At 76.7% G+C, this 19,155-nt stretch carries 15 protein-coding genes; 3 read left to right on the forward strand and 12 right to left on the reverse strand.

Translation table 11 applies throughout. The features are described from left to right. Positions 1-16: 16 nt before the first annotated feature. The 4 genes from NOSIN_RS27215 to NOSIN_RS12960 all read right to left on the reverse strand — a co-directional run bounded on the left by NOSIN_RS27215 (position 17) and on the right by NOSIN_RS12960 (position 5,078). Positions 17-169, reverse strand: coding sequence for a hypothetical protein (locus NOSIN_RS27215; protein ID WP_170293720.1), 153 nt, complete (start codon positions 167-169; stop codon positions 17-19). A 373-nt stretch (positions 170-542) separates the two neighbouring features. After that, positions 543-2,105 carry an alpha/beta hydrolase gene (locus tag NOSIN_RS12950; RefSeq protein ID WP_077693565.1) on the reverse strand — a complete coding sequence of 521 codons (1,563 nt, stop codon included), beginning with the start codon at positions 2,103-2,105 and terminating at the stop codon, positions 543-545. A gap of 244 nt (positions 2,106-2,349) precedes the next feature. Then, positions 2,350-4,554 carry a CRISPR-associated protein gene (locus NOSIN_RS12955; RefSeq protein ID WP_077690987.1) on the reverse strand — a complete coding sequence of 735 codons (2,205 nt, stop codon included), beginning with the start codon at positions 4,552-4,554 and terminating at the stop codon, positions 2,350-2,352. Between the two features lie 128 nt (positions 4,555-4,682). Then, a complete protein-coding gene (locus NOSIN_RS12960; protein ID WP_077690988.1) occupies positions 4,683-5,078 on the reverse strand; it encodes a hypothetical protein in 396 nt (131 codons plus the stop codon). 371 nt (positions 5,079-5,449) lie between these two features. Between NOSIN_RS12960 and NOSIN_RS12965 the strand changes: the two genes are divergently transcribed. Further along, positions 5,450-6,592, forward strand: coding sequence for a hypothetical protein (locus NOSIN_RS12965; protein WP_077690989.1), 1,143 nt, complete (start codon positions 5,450-5,452; stop codon positions 6,590-6,592). Positions 6,593-6,716: 124 nt separating this feature from the next. Here the strand turns inward: NOSIN_RS12965 and NOSIN_RS12970 are convergent, their stop codons facing one another. From NOSIN_RS12970 to NOSIN_RS12995, 6 genes are all read right to left on the reverse strand, one after another. After that, complete coding sequence (locus NOSIN_RS12970) at positions 6,717-8,948, reverse strand: TIGR03986 family type III CRISPR-associated RAMP protein (RefSeq protein ID WP_077690990.1); 2,232 nt, start codon at positions 8,946-8,948, stop codon at positions 6,717-6,719. Then, positions 8,942-9,694 (reverse strand): hypothetical protein, encoded by a 753-nt coding sequence (locus NOSIN_RS12975; RefSeq protein ID WP_077690991.1) that lies wholly within the window; start codon positions 9,692-9,694, stop codon positions 8,942-8,944. The genes NOSIN_RS12970 and NOSIN_RS12975 overlap by 7 nt, the downstream gene beginning before the upstream one ends. Next, a complete protein-coding gene (locus NOSIN_RS12980) occupies positions 9,691-11,316 on the reverse strand; it encodes an RAMP superfamily CRISPR-associated protein (protein WP_077690992.1) in 1,626 nt (541 codons plus the stop codon). The genes NOSIN_RS12975 and NOSIN_RS12980 overlap by 4 nt, the downstream gene beginning before the upstream one ends. Beyond that, the gene (locus NOSIN_RS12985; RefSeq protein WP_077690993.1) at positions 11,313-13,154 is read right to left on the reverse strand and encodes a hypothetical protein; all 1,842 of its coding nucleotides are present in this window, start codon (positions 13,152-13,154) and stop codon (positions 11,313-11,315) included. Before NOSIN_RS12985 ends, NOSIN_RS12980 begins: the two co-directional genes overlap by 4 nt. A gap of 178 nt (positions 13,155-13,332) precedes the next feature. Further along, on the reverse strand, positions 13,333-14,016 hold the full coding sequence (locus NOSIN_RS12990; protein ID WP_077690994.1) for a hypothetical protein: 684 nt from the start codon (positions 14,014-14,016) through the stop codon (positions 13,333-13,335). Further along, positions 14,013-15,938: a hypothetical protein gene (locus NOSIN_RS12995; RefSeq protein WP_077690995.1), complete on the reverse strand. Its 1,926-nt coding sequence runs from the start codon at positions 15,936-15,938 to the stop codon at positions 14,013-14,015. The genes NOSIN_RS12990 and NOSIN_RS12995 overlap by 4 nt, the downstream gene beginning before the upstream one ends. Before the next feature lie 150 nt (positions 15,939-16,088). Between NOSIN_RS12995 and NOSIN_RS27220 the strand changes: the two genes are divergently transcribed. Further along, complete coding sequence (locus NOSIN_RS27220; protein ID WP_170293721.1) at positions 16,089-16,262, forward strand: hypothetical protein; 174 nt, start codon at positions 16,089-16,091, stop codon at positions 16,260-16,262. Between the two features lie 130 nt (positions 16,263-16,392). Here NOSIN_RS27220 and cas6 read toward each other — a convergent pair whose 3' ends face one another. Together cas6 and NOSIN_RS13005 are read right to left on the reverse strand one after the other, a co-directional pair. Further along, a complete protein-coding gene (gene cas6 / locus NOSIN_RS13000) occupies positions 16,393-17,337 on the reverse strand; it encodes a CRISPR system precrRNA processing endoribonuclease RAMP protein Cas6 (protein WP_218908911.1) in 945 nt (314 codons plus the stop codon). 85 nt (positions 17,338-17,422) lie between these two features. Next, complete coding sequence (locus NOSIN_RS13005; protein WP_077690997.1) at positions 17,423-17,962, reverse strand: DUF1697 domain-containing protein; 540 nt, start codon at positions 17,960-17,962, stop codon at positions 17,423-17,425. Positions 17,963-18,158: 196 nt separating this feature from the next. Here NOSIN_RS13005 and NOSIN_RS13010 point away from each other — a divergent pair, with 196 nt between their 5' ends. After that, positions 18,159-19,133: a hypothetical protein gene (locus NOSIN_RS13010; protein ID WP_077690998.1), complete on the forward strand. Its 975-nt coding sequence runs from the start codon at positions 18,159-18,161 to the stop codon at positions 19,131-19,133. Positions 19,134-19,155 lie beyond the last annotated feature (22 nt).

A 19,155-nucleotide genomic window follows, 5' to 3' on the forward strand; every position in this document is an offset into this window, starting at 1 on the left:
ACACGCGGAGAGGTCGCTAACCGTGGCCGTGCAGGGCCGTGAGGCCGGTGCGGGGTGCCTCCGGGAGGACGGAGGTCGACCGGCTGACGGCCGGGGGGCCCGCGGTGGTCGAGCCCGGGATGTGGGCGGTCCGGAACGGACCCTGCTCCACCGCGCGCGTATCTGCCATGACTGGAGTGTACGCGCACGGCCGCGGTCCGGAGAGGGCCGTGGAGGGTCGGAAGGTGCCGGGAGGGACCGCGAGGTGCCGGAAGGGGCCGGGAGGGACCTCCCCGGTCGCGCGGGGACGCCCTCGGGCCTGGCGGCGACCGGCCGTGCGGTACCGCGTACACGCCCTGGGAGGGCTCCGGCGCCTCCGACTTCCCGACACCGACCGGATACCCGCCGGACCTCCCCGGTTCACGCACGGCCGCGGCGGTCGGCCACGGTCGTCGTCCCCCGTGCCCCGAGGGCTTCGCTCACGGACACCCCGGACAGCCGGAGAGGAGGGCGCGGGGCCTCCGGCTTTCCTCCACCCGGTGTCACGGGCCGGCCGCACGGGTTCAGGTGACGGCCGGAGGGCAGGTGAGCCCCGGCCGGGGCACCTCGCCGGTGAGCAGGTAGGCGTCCACCGCGCCGTCCACGCACGGGCTGCGCCCCCATCCGTAGACGGTGTGCCCCGCGCCCTCGTAGGTGACCAGGGTGGCGGTCTCCAGCCGCTCGGCCGCCTCCCGGACCCAGTGGTAGGGGGTGGCGGGGTCGCCGACGGTGCCGACGACCACGATCGGGGGCGCCTCGGGAGCGGTGAGGGCGGTGGGCGCCTTCTCGGTCCCGGGCCAGTAGGCGCACGGCAACTGGTCCCACACCGGGCCCGGGCCGAACAGCGGGGAGATGTCGGCGGCCTCGTCGGCGGCGTCGCGGTAGGCCGTCACGTCCTCCGGGTCGGCGCGGTCGGCGCACCTCACGGCCGTGTACGCGGCGCCCGCGTCCTGGTGCCCCGTCCCGGGCTCGCTCTCGCCGGACTCCGCCTTCGCGTACTGGCCGAAGGTGTCGTCGTACAGCCGCCCGAGGTGGCGCTCGACCCCGCGGTCGTCACCCTCGGCGAGGGCGGTGAGCACGCCGGCGAGGTGGTCCCAGGCGCCCTCCTGGTACAGCGCCATGCCGACCATGGTGAGCAGCGTCCGGCCGTCCACCGGGATCCCCTCGACCCGGGCCGGGTCCCGGTCGAGCCGCTCCAGGAGTCCGGCCATCCGGGCGTCGGCCTCGCTGGCGGCCCCCGGCCCCCCGGAGCCGCGGTCCGCGCCGGTGAACGGGCACGCGTCGACCTCGGCGACGCAGTCGGCCAGGAACATCTCCCAGGTGTGCTGGAACGCGGCGACCTGGTCGACGGCCGCCTCGGCGTTGGACATCCGGGTCGCCACGGCGCCGTCCAGGACCAGCGCCCGGATGTTCTCCGGGTACATGTGGGCGTACAGGGCGCCGATCCACGCGCCGTAGGAGTAGCCGACGAAGTTCAGCCGCTCCTCGCCCAGGGCGTCGCGGATGACGTCGAGGTCGCGGGCGACGTTGACGGTGCCGACGCGGGCCAGGAACTCCTCCCCCACCCTCTCCTCGCACGCGCGGGCGTACCCGCGGGCCGCGTCCGCCAGGGGCCGGAGCTCGGCGGCGCCCAGGTCGCCGGGGTCGGTGCCGGCCACGCTCTGGCGGGCGTCGACCAGGGCGTACCGGTCCCCGCAGGCGAAGCCCCCGCTCTTCCCGACGCCGCGCGGGTCGAAGGAGACCAGGTCGAAGGCGGCGCGGATCCCGTCACCGAACAGGGGGGACTCCAGCGCCCGCACGCCCGAGACGCCGGGACCGCCCGGATTGACGACCAGGGATCCCAGGTGCTCCTCCTTCGGCCCGTCGGCGGGCGCGCGGACCAACGCGATGTCGAGGGTCCTTCCGCGGGGCTCGCCGTGGTCCAGGGGAACGGTGACCGTGCCGCACTCCAGGCTCTCCAGCCACTCCGTGTCGGCTCCCCCGCCGGCCGCGTCCTCCTCCCCGTCGTGGCAGGGCCGCCAGGAGACCTCCTGCCCGTGGAAGGGGGCGTCCTCGGGAGGGCATCCCGTGGCCAGCACCACCGCGATGAGCCCGCCGAGCCCGAGGGCTCGCACCCCGTGTCGCACCTCCGGCTCCGTTCCCACGACGCTTCGCCTGCCCTTTCCATCCTCACCGGAAAAGAGCCGCGAGGACCGTGGTGCGAGCGGCTGAGCAGGCAAAAAGTCGGTCTTGTCGAGGCGGCGGCTCCCCAACGGCGGTGATCTTGCTCCCAGCGGCACTGTCGACGGTCGAGAGTGCCGCTGGGAGCAAGATCATCCGGTGAGGGCCGCGCTAGAGCCTGCTGACGTCGGTGTCCAGCAGCGGGGGCAGCGCGTCGGGGGAGGCCACCGCCACCAGGGGGCGCAGGGGCTCGCCGAAGGAGATCCGCCCCGGCTCCCGCTCCGGGTCGGCGTGGGCGATCCAGTCCACCAGCTCGACCGCGCGGCTGACGTCGCCTCCGGGCCGGGCCAGGGCGACCACCGTTCCGGCCACGTCGCAGCGCGTGCCGAGGTGCACGGTGGCGGCGAACACGCTCTGCGCCCACGCGCCCCGGCCGACCTCGTGCGCCCGGCCGCCGGGGGTGCGGCGCCGGTACCGTCCCGGCGCGGTCAGGCCCACCGCGCGGTCGTCGAAGGTGAGCACCAGGCTGGGGCGCTCCTGGGCGGTCAGGCACTCCTCGAGGTCGGTGAGGGAGGCGTCCATCCACACATCTACCGGCCCGCTGGCCGCCCGTACCAGGGCGGCGCGGGCGGCGTCGAGCAGGCCCGTGTCCACCTGGGAGCGGGCCTCGCGGCACACCCGCCCGGCCAGGGACACGGCCGAGGCCCCGGCGCCCTCCCCCGGCCGGTCGCCGGCCAGCGGCGTGTACCCGGGCAGGACCAGCGGCCAGTCCACGCGGGCGCGGCCCCGCAGGGGCAGAGCGCCGTGGGTCAGGCAGACCACGGTGCGCCTGCGTGCCAGCTGGTAGGTGGCGCAGGCGCCCGAGCGGCGGGCGGCCAGGGCCAGGCCCAGGCTCATCGCCTTGGTCCCGGTGGTGATGTCGGCTATGACCGGGGGCGGTGGGTCGGTGTCCTGTTCCCGGGTGATCCAGTCCCGGGCGACGGCGGCGACCGCGTCGGCGTCGAAGCCGTCCACGGGGTCGGGGGTGAAGCGGACCCGGTCGCGGTACCCGCCCTCCCTCAGGCGGGCGGCGTCGGCGGGCGGCGCGCCGGGGTGCTCGGCGGCGTGCAGGGTGCGGGCGGCGGCCTCGCGCATCCCGTCGCGCACGCTCTGCCGTGAGGGCAGGACCAGCGTGCCTGCGGGCCGGTGGGCGTGGACGGCGGTGAGGGTGCCCAGGCGGCTGCCGCCCAGGGAGGTGACCAGGACGGGTCCGTCCGCGGGGCCGGGGTGGTGTTCGGGCGGCGCGGGCGCGGGGGGCTCCGACGGTGCGGGAGCGGTGTCGGGACCGGTGTCGGACCCGGTGTAGGCCCCCGGGGCCGGAGCGCCCGGTCCGGGGAAGAAGGCCCTGCGGATCTCCTCGAAGGAGGTCAGCCGCGACAGCAGGTCGTCCAGGCTCCACACGTGCACGCTGCGGGCGCTCAGGGCGGGGTTGTAGGCGGTGACGCGCTCGCGCAGCCCGGGAACGGCGGGGCCGGTGTGGACGAACAGCACCTGGGCGGCGGCGCCGAAGACCCTGCGGGCCTTGGCCACGGTCCACCCGGCGCGGGCCACGACGTCGTCGGGGCGGGTCTTGGCCTCCACGCACAGCACCCGGTGCCGGTAGCGCACGATGGCGTCGAAGTCGGCGATGGAGCCGTCGGGGTGCCGGGGGTCGACGACCTGGCGGGCTCCGACGACCTCGGTTTCGGGGTGGCGGCGCGTGTGGCGCAGCAGGTGGGACAGGACGCGGCCCTCGGCGACGACGCCGCGCCGCACGGCCGGGGACAGGTCGGGAAAGCGCGCCTGGAGGGCCTGCCGTCCTCCCTGCACGAAGAGGCGGACGGGTTCGGGGTCGCGGTCCCACAGCCAGTGGGCCCCGTGGATCCCGGCGAGGACGCGCAGGTCGACGCCGTCGCCGACCACGGGACGCCCGGGGTGGGAGCCGTCCGCGGTGCGCAGGGTGTCGCGGGCGGCGTCGAGGTAGTGGCGCCAGCGGCGGGCGTGGGGGTGGCGCTCGGGGGGCAGGACCCGCTCGTGCAGCAGGGCCGCGGCCACGCTCATCACCTTGGTGCCGCCGGTGTAGTCCAGGAACCAGGGTTCGCCGCCGCCCGCACGGTGCAGGGCGGCCATGGTGTCGGTGACCGGCCCGAAGTCGTGGGGGTCGGGGCCCACGCTCACCACCCGCACGGACTCGGGCGAGGCCAGCCGCTCCACGGCGGCGGCGACCCGTCGGGCGAGGGGGCGGGTCCCGTCGCTGGCCACCAGGACCAGGTGGTCGGCGGGGAGGGTGAGGGAGGACAGCAGCGCGGGGGTGGGGTTGCGCCCGACGAGCACGACGGCGGCACGGGGACCGTCCACGGCGTCCCTCCCGGAAAGGGGATGTGGTCGGCGACCACGCTACTGTGCCCGCGCGGCGTTCTTCCATGGAAACGCCCTGTTCCCGGCGGTTCCGGATCCTGGTGACCGCACCTCCTTTCACACCCGTCTCAGGCGTTCACCTTCTCCCCTCCAGGCACCGGCGTGTCCTCCGGGGGCCGGCCGCCGACCCGTACCGGGGCGCCGCCGACCACGAAGGAGCGGCAGGCGGTGACCACTCCGCTGCCGTCGCGCACGAGGTCGGAGGGCACGAGCAGGTCCCGGCGCTCGGGATGGGCGCAGACGACCACGGAGGAGACGATGAACCACACCCCCTCCTGCGGCTCGGGGAGGTCGGCCCTGGTGCGCTTCTCCGCCATCAGCGGCACCCCGGCCACCTCCAGCCCCACGGGAACGCGCACGGCCTCCACCCGGGCGGGGCGGGAGGCTCCCGGCCAGCGCCGGATGACGCGCGACCTCTCGTCCACGACCGTCACCACATGCGGCGTCAGGTTGACCACCCGCATCCGGCGACCTCCGTTCCTCTCGCTCCGAACGGCCGGACGGACGCCCCCGCCCGTCCGTGACGTGCCCCGTTCCGGATCCTCACCGCAGTCTCTCGGACACAGCCGCCCCCGTCGGAACACCGTGCCGCGCCGAGAATCCGAGAAAAACTGAGGCCGTTGTTACCAATGTCCATTTCCTTAGCATCTCTGGGCATTTATGTAACTCGGTACGAGAGTCCAATCATTGACATTCCCACCGCAGCAGACCTATTTTGGGACGCGGCCTCCCGTTGACGCGGGGGTGCCACCTGAGGTCTCACGTCTCTTTCGTACGCGCTTTCCCGGAGGGCTGGGGAAGCGACCCGGCCCCGGACCACCGGGGAGAAGAGTTCGTGAGCACGCACCACTGCTCCGCCTGGGAGCTGTTCGGTTCCGCCTCCTTCCTGCGCGCCTTCACACGCGTGCTGGGGTGCGGGCCCTGTTCCGCGGACGGAACCGCGCAGGGCTGCTCGGGCCATTCCGAGCAGTTCTGCGACTACGTCGACCTGTGCGCCGAGTACTGCCCGTGCCCGGTCCACGGAGGCGATCCCGACGGCGTCGTCGCCGTGCGCATGCGCCGTGCCGCACCCGGCGACACCGGCGTCGACCGCACCGCCGCCCACCGGCTGCGCGACGCCCTGGACGACGTGCGCCGTGACCGCTCCTACAAGAACCTGCGCCGCGTCTACCCCCAGGCCGCCGCCGGCGGACGGGTGCGCTGCGCCTTCTCCGAGCGCCCGCGCCGCTGGGCGCAGCGCCGCGACGTGGCCCGGGTCGCCACGGACCTGGTCGACCAGGAGGCGCTGGCCATGCTGGTGCTCACCGCGGGCTGGGGCAATCCCGCGGCCGACCTGCCCGAGGACATCCACCCGGGCGAGACGGTCTCCTTCACCGAGGACGGCAGCGCCGTACCCGTCGCCGACCTGCGCGGACGCGCCGTGGCCGCCGTCAGGGAACCGCCCATGGTCTCCACCGCCACCGGCGACTACCTGCTGCGCAAGCTGGCGGAACTGGCCTCGGGGCGCGACGCCGACCCGGGCCGCACCTTCGACCAGCGGCGCCGTCTGCTGCTGCGCGGGCTGCTGCCCGGCATGAGCGGCGAGGACGTCGCCCGCAGGCTCACCGGTGTCCTGGGGCGGATGGCGGTGAGCATGCCCGACCACTTCCGGCTCGTCCAGCAGGCGCGCGGCCGGGCCCGCAGCGCCCCCTACTCCCCCGTTCCCGACGCCCCCGAACCGGTGGAGGAGGACTCCGGGCGGCGCGAGGTGCTGGGCGCGCGGGAGCGCGCGTGGCTGGAGCGGGCCGCCCTGGAACTGACGGCGCGGGCCCAGGGGTCGCGTGCGGACTTCGAGGCCGACCCGCAGGGCGCGCTGGACACCCTGCTGTGCGCACTGCTGGAGGGGGGATCCGTTCCCGCCCTGTGGTCCCGCGCCCAGGACGACCCCGACACGCGTGCGGACCTGCTGGAGGCGCTGGCCGAGACCATCGACGGCTGACCGGGGGCGCGGCGGCTTCCCCGACCGGGCGGACCACCCGTCGGCCCGGTCGTGTCCGGGGTTCCCCGCCGCCTCCGAGGCCCCGGCCGCGCCCGCGGGCCCCGAGCCGTGCCCGGGGGTCCCCTCACGCCCGTCCGGACCACCCGGCGTCGTGGAACCGCCGGGTCAGCGGGGGCAGCACCGGGTACTCGGCGAACTCGCGCAGCGACATCACCGCGGTCTCCTCCCAGGGCAGGCGGCCGCGCCACCGGCCGGCCAGGCACACGTCCACCGCCTGCTCCACCCGCCGCCACCGCCGGGGGTCGGACCCACCCGGCAGCCGCCTGCCCACCAGCGCGGCGCCGAACGCGTCCAGGAACCCCTGGACCCGGTGGCCGTCGGCGCGTACGACCCCGGCGTCCGGACCCGGGTCCAGGGCGCGGGCACGCCGGTCCACCAGGTACAGCTCCGGCCTCAGGTGCACGCTGCCCATGCCCAGCGACTTGCCCATACCGACCTTGTGGGCGTACTCGGGGTCGGCGGGGTCTCCCCCGTCCACCGGGTTGTCGAGCAGCAGGGCGCGCAGCAGCACGCCGAGTTCACCGTCGGTCAGGTTGGTGAAGGTGACGCGTGAGCGGAAGGTGAGGCCGTCGCGGAGGGGGACGATGTCGCGCTGGGTGTCGCGGGGCGGTTCGGCCCGCGCACCGGGCGGCAGCACCGCCAGGCCCAGTTCCTCCCGGGCGCGCTCGTCGTAGCGGACCGGGCTGCCCAGTTCGGCGCGGTGCCGGTGCAGGTACGCCTTGTACCCGCCCAGGCGCACCCGGCCCTCGTGCGACCACGTGATGATGTCGGGCCGCTCCCCCGAGGCCGCGTCGGGGCCCTGCACCAGGTAGTTGGCGAAGCAGCCCCGCTGGGGCGAGAGCAGTTGGACGCGCAGGACCGCGCCGTCGGGGTAGTCGGGGCCGGGGTCGGTGCTCAGCGCGCTGCCGAACGACACCCGCCCCTTGGAGGCGCCCGCCTCGCCCGGGAAGGTGTCGGTGTCGCCGAACAGGGCGCGGCACACGTCCACGGTGCGGCCCGCCAGCGCGGCCCGGTCGGGGTCCCCGTGCTGGGGGCCCAGGACGGGCGCGGGCAGGGCGCGACGGATCGGGTTGTCGTCGCCGACGGCGATGCGGTAGCCGCCGGAGCGGCCGAAGGAGACCACCGCCCCGGAGGGGTCGAGGTCGAACCAGACCGGTTCGAGGCCGCGCCGGGGCAGGCCGCCGCCGCCGGCCCCGGCGACCGGCTCCCGCACGGGGTCGCCCGGGCCCGTGCCGAGGGTGTCGGGGAAGGCGGCGCGCTGGTAGCCGGTGACCTGCTCGGCCGACTCGAACAGCTCCACCATGGCGTCGGGGACGCGCAGGCCCCCGCCCAGGTCGGGGGGCCGGGGGAAGAGGTAGGCGTTGCGGCGCTCACCGGCGGCGACCCCGGTCAGGACGAGCAGGGCGTGCACCACGCCGCCCCGGCCGAGGCCGCGGGCAGAGGCGGCGCGGGCGTCCAGGTGGGCGCGCGCCTCCTCCGCGGTGGGCGCGACGGCGGCCACGCGCCGCTCCCCGGGCAGGTGGACCGCGTGCACCCACCGGTACTGCAGGCGTCCGTGCTGTTCGTGGGTGGTGGGGACGTAGGTGTTGTTCCGGGGCGGGTCGGGGAAGTCCTCGACCCCGAAGTCCCACGTGCGCAGGCTCTCGCGCAGGACCGCGAAGGGCACCTTGAGGGCCTGGCCGGGCTCGTCGGACAGGGCGGTGGCGGGGACCTCGACCACGTACCAGTGCCCGTCGGCCCGCGAGTGGAACAGGAAGCCCTGCCTGGTGCGCAGCCCGGCGCGGCGCCTCCGGTAGTGGGAGTGCTGCTGGGCCATGACCTGGCGCGCCCGGGTGGACAGGGCGCTGTCGGTGCTGTCGGGGTCGATGCGCACGGGCGCGCGGAAGAACAGCATGGGGGTGTTGACCGGTCCGGTCTCGCCGCCGGTGAGCATGCGCACGGTGTTGCGGACCAGACCGCGCAGGGTGGAGCCGGGGAGGGCGGGCAGGCGGCGGTCGCCGTGGGGAAAGCGCAGGGACGCGCTCGCCCGGCCGCGTTCGGGGGTCTGGCCGACGAAGGTGGGGGTGAGCGTGGTCAGGGTCAGGTCGATCCACCCCGAACGGGTGCCCGGCACCGTGCGGTCGTGGCCGCGCAGGAGCTCGTCGGCCGAGTGCTCGCCGTGCAGGTCGGAGGCGGGCATGGGAGTGTCGGCGAGCCGGACCAGCCCGTAGGGCGCGGTGGCGTGGAAGCGGCCCTCCCGGTGCGCGGGCACGGGTGCCCCGCCGGGCCGCGCGGCGGCCTCGCGCGGGTTCACCACCGGAGTCCCCTTCCGCTGATCTCGTCGCCGGTGCCCACGTCGAACTCCGGCCCGGTCGGTTTCGTCCCCGTACGCATACCGGTGAGCCGGTGGAAGGCCACCCCGACCGCCCCGGTACCGGGGTCCTCGGCCCAGTACTCGCGCACGGTCAGCCAGGTGCCCGAGCTCTCCAGGGCGGTCACGCCGTCGGGGCCGGGGCGCGGGCGGCCGGAGAAGTCGGCCCACTCCACCGGGAGGACGGCCCGGGTCCCGGAGGGCTCCCGGGTCACCGCGAGGGGCACCTCGCCGTCCAGGGTCCGGCTGTACTCGGGGCCGTTCCAGCCCTGGAGGAGGAAGGACCGGTCGCGCGGGCGCAGCCACTCCGGGAGCGGTCCGGGCGCGTCGGCACTGATCCATCCGGCCCCGGCGCCCTCGCCGACACGGACCTGTGCGTGCGGGCCGAACACCAGGACCTCCAGGATCCGCCAGCGGTCGCCGGCGGGGCCCGGCGGAGGGGCTTCGCCGGTGGGCGGCTGGTCCGAGCGGCGCCACCGCGCACCCGGGCAGGCGCCGGTGACGCGGCCGTCGCCGAGTTCGGCGAGCAGCCACTGGGGACGGCCGGGCGAGCCGGGGACGTCTCCGGTGCCCGTGTCGAGCAGACGGCACCGCCTGCCCCGGGTGAAGACGTCGGTGAGGACCGACTCGACCTGGCCGTCGGTCAGGCGGTGGACGGTCAGGCCCCGCGGGCCCGGGGGGTCGTGGTTCACCGGGGTGCCTCCTCGGCGTCGTCGGGAGCGAGCGCGGTACGCAGGGCGGCCGACCAGCCGCGTGCGGTGGCGGCCTCCGCGCTGTCGGGATCGAACACGGCGGCGAGCAGGTCCACCGTGTGCGGCGGGCCGCCGTCGCCTGGACGGGTGACCAGAAGGGCCCGGGTCGCGGTCAGGCGTCCGTTCCCGCTGCCCGCGCCCGCGCCGAGGGTGTCGAAGGGTACCGTGGCCAACTCGCGCACCAGGAGGGTGAGCAGGCCGCGCACCGCGTCGTCGGGTCCGCGCACGTCCACGACCGCCTCGGCGCTGCCGCCGCAGTGCAGGTCCGTGGTGAACAGGCGGCCGTCGACGGCGTCGCCGAACAGGGAGTCCACCGTCAGGCGGGTGGTGGTCAGGGGCGCGCCGCCGGTGAGGACGGGGACGGTGCGCAGCCGGATCCGGGAGGGGCGCGGACGGCCGTGGCGGTCGGTGTCGGCGCCCCACCAGCGCCCGTGCCAGTCCCGCCAGCGGCCGGTCGGGGATCCCAGGTGTTCGGCGGCGTCCCGGACCAGGCGGCCGCCGATCCGCTTGAGCAGGGCGAACAGCGCGGTGTCGCCGAGGACCGGGGCGAGGTGGACGGCGGGCTGGTACGGATCCGTCACGGCGGGGCGGTGCCGGTGCGCCCGGTCCGCCTCGCCGGTCCGCTCGTGGTCGGGAGGGTCGCCGACCATGAGCAGCCCGGGGCGGAGGCCGTGTCCCGGAGGGCCGGTGGGGTCGGACCGCTCGGCGACGGCCAGGGTCAGGTGGAGCTCGTCGCGGTGGCGGCGGTCGGGCTGGTCGGCTCGGGCGGCCAGGTGTGCGGCGGCCGCCGTGCGGCCGGAGGCGCGCAGCTCGGCGGTCAGGGCGTCGGCCAGGTCGGCGGGGGCGCCGGCGAGCGCGTCGGCGCCCTCCGACCAGCGCCGGGCCCAGGAGCGGGCGTGGTAGGCGAACCAGTCGTGCTCGTCGGCGAGGTCGTGGCGGCGCGCCGCCCAGTGGGTGGCGCGCACGGTGCCGTAACCACGGCCGGTGCGGCCGCCGACACCGGCCCCCGGCCCGGAGGCCCCGGGGCCGGCCAGGCCGTCGGTGGCCAGGAGCAGCAGGGTGAGCAGGCGGGCCTCGTCGGCCGGCGCGCACACGCGCAGGCGCATGTGCGCGGTGAGGACGGTGCCCGCCGGCAGGATCTCCCACCGCCAGACGCGTCCCGGCTGGACGGTGCCGGAGGCCGGGTCCACCCGCGTACCGGTCCGGACCGCGACCGCGGTTCCCTCGGGGAGTTCGGCGAGGGCGTCGTCCACGTCCAGGGCGCTCGTGGCGGACGCGTCCGGGTTTGTGGGGGTGTGCGCCCGCGCGGCGCCCATGAGCGCGCGGACGCTGTCGGGGTCACCGGTTCGCGAGGCGAGTTCGTGGCGCAGCAGCCCGGCCAGGGTGGTGGCGCGCAGGCGGGGCGCACCGGTGCCCGGGTCGCGGTCCACGGGCAGGTCCGCGTCGCCTCCCACGGTGTGGCGGGGAACGGCCCGTGCGGCGCCGACATGGGTGTCGGAGAGCAGGCACAGCCGGAGGGCGATCTCCCAGAGCACCCCCGGACCGTCGGGCGCCCCGCTCACCCGGCGCCTCCCCCGCCGGGCCGTCCCCCGTCCTGTTCGGCGCGCAGGGCGCGGGCGGCCTCGGCCAGCCACGAGGAGACCAGGGTCAGTGCGAGGCGGGGTGCGGCGCGCCCCTCCCATTCGCGGGCCCGGGCGGAGAGGGCGCTGGGGTGGTCGTCGGGCGGAAGGCCGTCGGGCAGGGAGAGGTCCACGGCCGCGATCGCCCGGGCGTAGGCGGGGCTGTACACGGGGTCGGGCCGGTTGTCGGACCACCAGGCGGCGGCCGTGCGGGCGGACAGTCCCTCCAGCCAGGACTGGACGGTGACGGGTTCCCGTCCGCCGGGGCGGACGAGGCGTGCGCGGGCCAGAGCGCGTACGGCGCGGTCGTACGGGGCCTTGTGGGCGTCGGCGGAGTCAGTGGCCGTGCGTCCGGTCGAAGGCGCGGTGACGGTGCGTTCGAGGGCGGCCAGGGCGCTCTCGGGGGTGGGGTGGGGGTGGACGGTGGCCTCGCGCAGGCGGCCCAGCAGGTGGGGGGTGAGCGGGTCCAGCCGGTGCGCCGAGGCCCGGGCCAGGGCGCGGGCGTGGTCGCGGACGGGCTCGACGGCGGCGTTCCACAGGAGTTCGTCGTAGAGGGAGCGCAACGGGCCGTCCCGCTCGGGGAGCGGGGGTTCCCCGACGGGGACGGCCCGGCCGTCGGCGAGGGGGACGGTGCCCGGGACGCGACCCGCGAGGGGGACGGCCACGGGGGCGAGGGGTTCGGGTCCGGGAGGGGGCGGGGACAGCAGGGTGAACTGGCCGTGGCCGTCCACGACGCGCTCTCCCAGGGGGTGCGCCTCCAGGTCGCGGGCCTGGTCGGTGGTCAGGTCGCGGTCCAGGCGCAGCCGGACCACCGCACCCGGGCGGGCGGCCCAGCGCTGGGCCATGGGGCCCTGGTAGCCGCGGTGGTAGGCGCCGACGAGCCCGGCCTCCACGTGGCTGGCCAGGACGTGCGCGCGGACGCCGGGCAGGCGCCGGGCGAGGAGGTCGAGCACGGCGGGCACCAGGGCCTGGGGGCGGGCCTGGCCGTCGGCGCCGACCAGCAGCGCCGGGGAGAGCAGGAGCAGGTCGACGGGTGTCCCGGCCTCCCAGGAGCGCGCGTGGACGGGGTCGACCCGGTCCGGCGCCAGGAGCCGGTCGGGGTCGACGGGGGCCACGTGGACGCCGCCGTGGGCGCGGGTGCCCCCGGAGCCGAGGGTGAGGGTGCCGTCGGCCTCGGCGAGGAGGGCCGCGATGCCTTCGGCGAGCCGCTCCAGGGCGTCGGGGTCGGGGGCGCGCAGTTGCCAGCGGGCCTCGAAGACCTGGCCGGGGTCGACGCTGGTGGTGAAGAAGGGGACGCTCCGGGCGGCCTCGCCCGTGCGGGGTCGGCCGAGGTACTGCTCGGCGGTGGTGCGCACGGCGGCGCGCAGGGAGCGGTCAGGGGTGAGGGGGTCGCGGACCGCGCGGTAGGGGGTGGCGGGGTCGGTGTCGCCGAAGGCGTCGACCGCGGTGTCGCCGTCCTTGCCCGGGGTGTAGAGGTAGGCGGGGGCGGGGTAGGCGACGGCGGCCCGCGGGGCGGCTCCGGGGAGGCCGGGGTCCGCACCCGGTTCCAGCCGTGGGTGGGCGGGGGCGAAGCGGACCTGTGCGCCCCGGGCCACCCAGTCGTGGAGTTCGCGTTCGCGGCCCGCGCGCCGCAGGGCGGCGGCGAGCATGCCGCGCTGGGCGCGTCCGCCGATGGTGTGTTCGGAGTCCACACGCAGCGGGTCGAAGGAGGTGCGCACCGCCAGGGTGTCGGTGAGGACGAGGCGCAGCGGCAGGTACCCGTTCACCGCGAGGACGTCCACGGGTTCGTCCCCCTTCCGCGTTCCGGTGGCCGGGGACCGCACCGCGGTGTGCGCGCCGCCGTCGCGGCCTCGCCCGGGGGCACGGTGCGGGTACTGGACATGAGAAGTATTCATGTTCTCGCGGTGGCTCCGCATCCCCGTGGCCGGGGGGCCGGCGGGCCCGGCACGGGAGGAGGGCTCATACGGGTGCGCCCCCACGGTCCCCGCGCCCGCCCGCGGGTACGGCCAGGCGCAGGGTCACGGCGTGCGGGTCGGTGTCGCCGGAGCCGGCCAGGCGCACGTCCACCCGGCCCCGGCCGCGCGTGCCCCGCAGCCCGATCCGGGTGGTGGCCAGGCAGGCGCGGGCCAGCAGCCGCCAGTGCTCCTCACGCGGCGGGGAGGCCCAGGTCAGCGCGGCGGTCAGGGTCAGCCCGGGCAGGAGCACCCGGTGGGTGCGCAGGCGGCCCGGTTCGGGAGCCCCGTCCGGACCGGCCTCGATCCCCGACTCCAGGGTGGTGTAGGCGTCGGTGACCGCACGGCGCAGGGTGGAGCGCACCGGTTCGGCGCGGCCGGCGAGCGCGCGGGCGACCGCCGCGCGCACCCGGTCCCCCAGCACGGCGTGGCCCACCCGCAGTATCCGGTCCGCCCCGTGGGAGCCCCCGCGGCCGAAGAGCTCGTCACGGGCGCCGGCCAGTCCGGGCGCCACCGCCAGCGCGTCGGACGCACCGGCGCCCAGCCGCGCGGCGAGGCGGTGGCGGGGCAGGTGGGGCAGTCCGTGCTCGTCGGTGACCACGTCGGTGTCGGCTCCCGTACCGTCCGCGCTGGCGCCGACGAAGAGCGCGGGCGAGGCCAGGTGCACCACGACGCGGTCCGGGCGGCTCATCGGAACGCACTTCCCGGGTGAGCCGCCCGGACGCGTGGGCCACCGGCCCCCGTCCGCCCCTGTGGTTGGGGCCGGTGGGGTTGGAGGGCCGCCGCCAGGCCGGGGTCGAGGTACAGGTCCATGACCTCGACCGCGTCGAGCAGGGCTCCGGGTGTCCAGTCCAGGGGCAGTTCGACGGGGTCTCCCGTCACGTGGGCGCGTCGGGCGAGTTCCGGGCCGGGATCGGTGCCCGACTCCAGCAGGGGGACCAGCGAGGAGACCAGCCAGCCCCGGTGGCGGGTGCCGCCGTCGGCGAGCAGGCTGCCCGGAGCGGTCGCGGACAGGTAGCGGTCCAGGAAGCGGGTGAACCCCGTCCCGGTCAGCGGCAGGCCGGTCCGCGGGGCGGGCTCCCCGCGGGCCCGGTCGAGGCGGCGCAGCACCCGGTCGACCCCGTCCAAACGCGTCGTCCAGGCCACGGCGTGCTCGTCGGGGGCGGCGGGGTCGTCCCCGGCGAGCCGGACACGGTGCTCCTTGGCACGGCGGCACATCGCCTCGCACAGGTCGTAGCCCAGCGACAGCGGCGCGCCGACCGGCTGGACGGCGATCCCCACCCCGACCGTGGGCACGAACGTGGTGTGCTCGGCGCCGCCGGGCCCGACGACGGTACGGCCGCCGCCGGAGTGAACACCGTGGGAGTGACCGCTGTGGACGCGCTCCCCGTGGACCTCGGCGAGTGCGCGGTGCAGGCCCACGCGGGGATCGCGGGGGTCGCCGACGAGCACGGGGTCGGCGTCCAGCCAGTCGATCGCGTAGCGCGCCAGGCTCAGGGCGAGCCGGGCGTCGCACAGGACGGTGAGGTCGTCACCGGCGACCACGACGGGGCGTACCGGCACGTCCACGGGCCCGTGCGGCACGTGGTGGAGGGTGACGGGCCCGGCGGTACCGGTGCCGGGGATGACGGGCCGCCGTCCGGGCGCGGCGTGGACGGTGGCCGCCACGGCGCGGACCAGGACGCGGGCCAGCCCCTCGATGAGTCCGGAGAGGAGGGTGGACAGGTGCCGCTGGGCCAGCGCGCCGGAGCCGGGCACGTCCGGGTCCCCCGCGCGTTCGCGGTAGTCGCCCAGGATCGCGCCGAGGCCGTTGACGTCGACGTGCACGACCGCGACACGGCTGACACCGCCGTGGTCGCGGCCCAGCCGGTCGGCCTCCATCGGCAGGGTGAGGGAGGGCGCGCCGGTGGCGGTGACGGCGCCGGCCAGCCAGGCGGAGCTGTGGGCGCGGTGCCAGCGGCGGCCGATCCCCCGCGCACGCGCCACGTCCGCGGCCACCCGTTCGTGGACGTCGGCGCGGCCGTCCTGGACGCGGCTGCTGTCCACCGACTCGGCGGGACCGCCGCTGACCGAGCACACGGCGGTGATCCCGTACCCGTGGGCGGGGGTGTGCAGGGCCGACATGTGCCGCCGCGCCTCGCGCAGCCGCGCGGGCAGCACGGCCAGCGCCTCGTCGAGCGTTCCGGAGGCGGCGGGCTCCCCGGCGACGGAGGGCTCCCCGAAGGCCCGGTCCCGAGGGAGGGGGCCGTAGGGCACGTGCGCGACCACGGGGGTCAGGTCGCCGGCGCGGTCACGTAGACGGCGGGTGTAGCGGGCGGTGAACCCGCGTGCGGACGCCGCGTCCGGGAAGGCCGCCGTGAGCGCTCCTCCCGCGTCACGCAGCACCGCGCAGTCCGGCGGCACCAGGTCGGCGATCCCGTGCTCGGCGTCGGAGGTGTCGGTCAGCTCCGCGACCAGGGCGGCGCGTCCGACCGCGTCCAGGATGCGCCTGCCGCTGTACACGTAGGCCTGGATCCCGCGCAGGTCGACGCCGACCACCACACCGCCGGGCGGGGGGCCCTCCGGATCCTGTCCTGTTCCGGTGGGGCGGTGCTGCCGGGGAGCACGGGTCACCGTTTCGGGCTCCTTCCGGGCGAGGCGTGCGGGGGCGTGGCACGGGACCGCGCGGGGGCCGGCCCCCACCGACCCCTCTCGGACGGAGCGTCCCGGTGCGCTGTCCGAGAGAGCTCAGTGCACAGACCCGCCCCGGCACGGAGGTTCCCCATGATCCCGCACACACCCGAAGCGGTCACGCGTCGGCGGCGCGACCCGTCCGCCCCCGCCGACGCGCCGCCCCTCGCCCCCGGGGACCTCGTGCCGCACCTGCGCGGCCTGGCCCGCACACTCCGCGACCGGGGCGCGGACCGGACCGCCCGGGGCCCGGCCCCCTCCCGGTGAGGCACACGCGCGGGCTCCCAGCCCGTCCACGGATGGGAGCCCGCGGTGGCGGACCACGCGGGGCCGCCGGGACACCGGTCCGCTTCCGCCGTCCTCGGGCGGGAACCGGTGGATTCGCGGATCGGTCGGATCAGTCGAACAGGGTGCCTCCGAACTCCTCCGTCTCGGCGACGGCCCGGCCCCGGGTCTCACCCACCCGGTGAGGGGTGCGGCGAGGCACCCGGCGCGGACTCCGCCGGCGGCTCTGGGCGGGCACCTCCGCGGGCGACCGGCCACTGGTCACCGTGTCCACCCGCACCGAGCCGAAACCCTGGGCGGTGTACTTGCCGACGCCTGTCAGCTCCAGCAGCTCCAGCAGGGCGGCGAAGGCGTCGGTGTGGCGGCGCTCTCCTCCGGCCAGGTCCAGGCGCAGCCCTCCGTGCCAGCCGAGCACGGTGCGCCTCTCGGCGTGGTGGTGCTCCGCCAGCCGCACGTCCTCCCCCGGCAGGGGTGCGCGGCGTACCTGGGCCAGGCCGTCGAACACCACGTCGAGCCAGGACTCGGCGAGCACGGGCGGCGCGAACCGGGCCACGGCGCCCACGGCCCCGCTGCCTCCGACGATCCCGCCGCCGGAGCGGTGCACGGCTCCGAAGAGGCGGCGCGGGTTGGGCCAGATGTGCGGGATGCGCTCACCGGAGGCGTCACGGGTGGTCATGACGACGGGGGTCCGGCTGCGCACCTCCGCCGAGCGCACGGGGGAGACGCCGCGCGGCTCGGTGAGCATCCGGGCGTAGGTGAGGTCGAAGGTGCGGGTCACCGAGAGCGGCACCAGCAGGTGGTCGCCGACGCGCTGCGGTTCGCCGACCAGCTCCTCCGGCGACAGCGGGGGCGGGTCGGCGTCGTCCAGCCAGGTGAGCGTCCAGTGGTGCAGCCGGTCGCCCAGGGGCGAGGGCCAGCCGTTCATGGCCCACCGCTTGGCCGACGTGTGCTCCTCCGGGGACTGCGGCCACCAGCGGTTGAGCAGCCCGTGGCAGTCCTCGGGCCGGATCGGCCGCGCCGTGTCCGCCAGGTCCCGCAGGATCACGGTCCACCGCATCGGCACGGGCACCACCCCTTCGCGTGGTCGTGGCGGCGTCCGGCGCACGCCGCCGAGGACTCCTCTCGGACAGTCGCGGACGCGTTCAGCCCTCGGCCAGCTCCAGCAGGCGCAGCACGGTGCGCCAGTTGCGGCCCGTGGTGGTCCCGTCGACGTGCCTGGCCACGAGGGCGGGCAGTTTGGCGTGCCTGAGTCCCTGCTCGTGGAGGGTGTAGACGTGGGGGCCGACCACCGCCATGCGTTCGCGCGGGTACCGGGCCAGGTCGATCCCCGCCAGACCCTCGGCGTCGACGGCGCCGGAGCAGAACAGGACGAGGAACCCGGCTGGATCGGCGACGGCGAGGGGGTTGGCGTCCACGGCGGCGCGCAGCTGGGCGCCGGTGCGCACGACGGTCGGCACGTCGAGCCCGAGTCCGGCGCCGATGGCGGCCCGGATCTCCTCCGCCACGTCGGCGGGGTCCCTCTCCCCTGCCGTGAACACCGCGTTCCCGCTCTGCACGTAGGTGGCGACGTCGCCGTAGCCGAGCCCGCCGAGCAGGGCCCGCAGGTCGGCCATGGCGATGCGGCGGTGCCCGCCGACGTTGATCCCGCGCAGCAGCGCGACGTATCTGGTCATGGAAGCCATTGTGCCCAGCCGCCGAAGGCCATACAAGCGTTCGAACAAGGCCTGTGGGCGGCCCGGCCGACGTCGGCGCCGGCCGGGCCGCCCCCGTTCGCGGAGTCCCCGAGGTGGCGGGGGCCGTGTGTGCGTACGCTGGTCCACGCGTACGCGGAGCACCCGTCGCGACCGCTCCGCTCCCCGAACCGACCCCGGAGACACCGTGCCGCGTCTGAGCCACACCTTCGACATCACCGCCGTGGACGAGGAGGTGCTCGCGCGGATCACCGCCGCCCTGTACGAGGTCGTCCGGAGCTGCCGCTTCGACGGCCGGGGATGGCTGCTCACCCCCGACGACGAGACCTGGGCACGCCTGGAACAGCGCGCCGAGGAACTCGGGCTGGGCGGACGCGGGGAGGAGGCCGAGGAGCCGCGGGAGGGCGCCGCCGGGGCCGGCGAAACGGACACTGCGGCCCCGAGGACCGCGCTCCAGCTACAGAGGGGGCGCCACCTGGCGCCCCGCAGCCACTACCTCGTCGCCGAGCTCTCCCCCGAGGGCGTGCCCGTGGACCCGGCCGACGACGCGGAGAAGGGCTGGAGCGGTACCGGCCTGACCATCCTCTCCTGGGACGAGGCGGGCACCTCCTCCGTGGACTTCGCCATGCCGGACACCGCCGGCACGCAGGAGCCCCCGGTGACCTGGGGAAACGTCACCCACGACACGCGATCCGGGCTCCTGACCTGGACCGTCCGGGTGCGCCTGCCCGGACGCGGCGCCTGGCTGCGGTCGGCCGGCGGCACCCTGCGCTTCGGCACGGGTGACTGGTACACGGCGGTCGCGGAGGGCGGGGAGGCTTCCCCGGCCCGGCTGCACGCCGCGCATGCCGTGGCCGAGGTCGACGCCTGGCTGTCCCCCTCCGCCGGGCCCGACGGCCGGTGGTCGGTGGAGGCCGTGCTCGACGTGCGCGGCCGCGGCGTGCTCCGACCGCTGGTGGCGGCGGCCTTCTGGGCGTTCACCGCCTCCTTCCGCAGGGAGGACAGGCGGAGCGCCCGGCGAGGCACCGGGGAGCCGACCACGCGCGAGCGCGTCGACCGGGCCGCGCGCTCCTGGGACCGGGTCGCCCGCAACGCGCCGCGGCTCCCCGGACTGCTGCGCGAACTGGCGCGGGCCATGGCGGAGGCGGGCCCGGGGCGCTGACTCCCCGGGCGGCCCGTCCCCT

The sequence above is a fragment of the Nocardiopsis sinuspersici genome (genome assembly GCF_001998325.1).
GTDB classification, from domain to species: domain Bacteria; phylum Actinomycetota; class Actinomycetes; order Streptosporangiales; family Streptosporangiaceae; genus Nocardiopsis; species Nocardiopsis sinuspersici.

Excerpts from the sequence above, each read along its gene's own strand:
- NOSIN_RS27215 (WP_170293720.1), bottom strand. The coding sequence starts at position 169 with ATGGCAGATACGCGCGCGGTGGAGCAGGGTCCGTTCCGGACCGCCCAC.
- NOSIN_RS12960 (WP_077690988.1), bottom strand. The coding sequence starts at position 5,078 with ATGCGGGTGGTCAACCTGACGCCGCATGTGGTGACGGTCGTGGACGAG.
- NOSIN_RS12990 (WP_077690994.1), bottom strand. The coding sequence starts at position 14,016 with ATGAGCCGCCCGGACCGCGTCGTGGTGCACCTGGCCTCGCCCGCGCTC.
- NOSIN_RS27220 (WP_170293721.1), top strand. The coding sequence starts at position 16,089 with ATGATCCCGCACACACCCGAAGCGGTCACGCGTCGGCGGCGCGACCCG.
- cas6 (WP_218908911.1), bottom strand. The coding sequence starts at position 17,337 with ATGCGGTGGACCGTGATCCTGCGGGACCTGGCGGACACGGCGCGGCCG.
- NOSIN_RS13005 (WP_077690997.1), bottom strand. The coding sequence starts at position 17,962 with ATGGCTTCCATGACCAGATACGTCGCGCTGCTGCGCGGGATCAACGTC.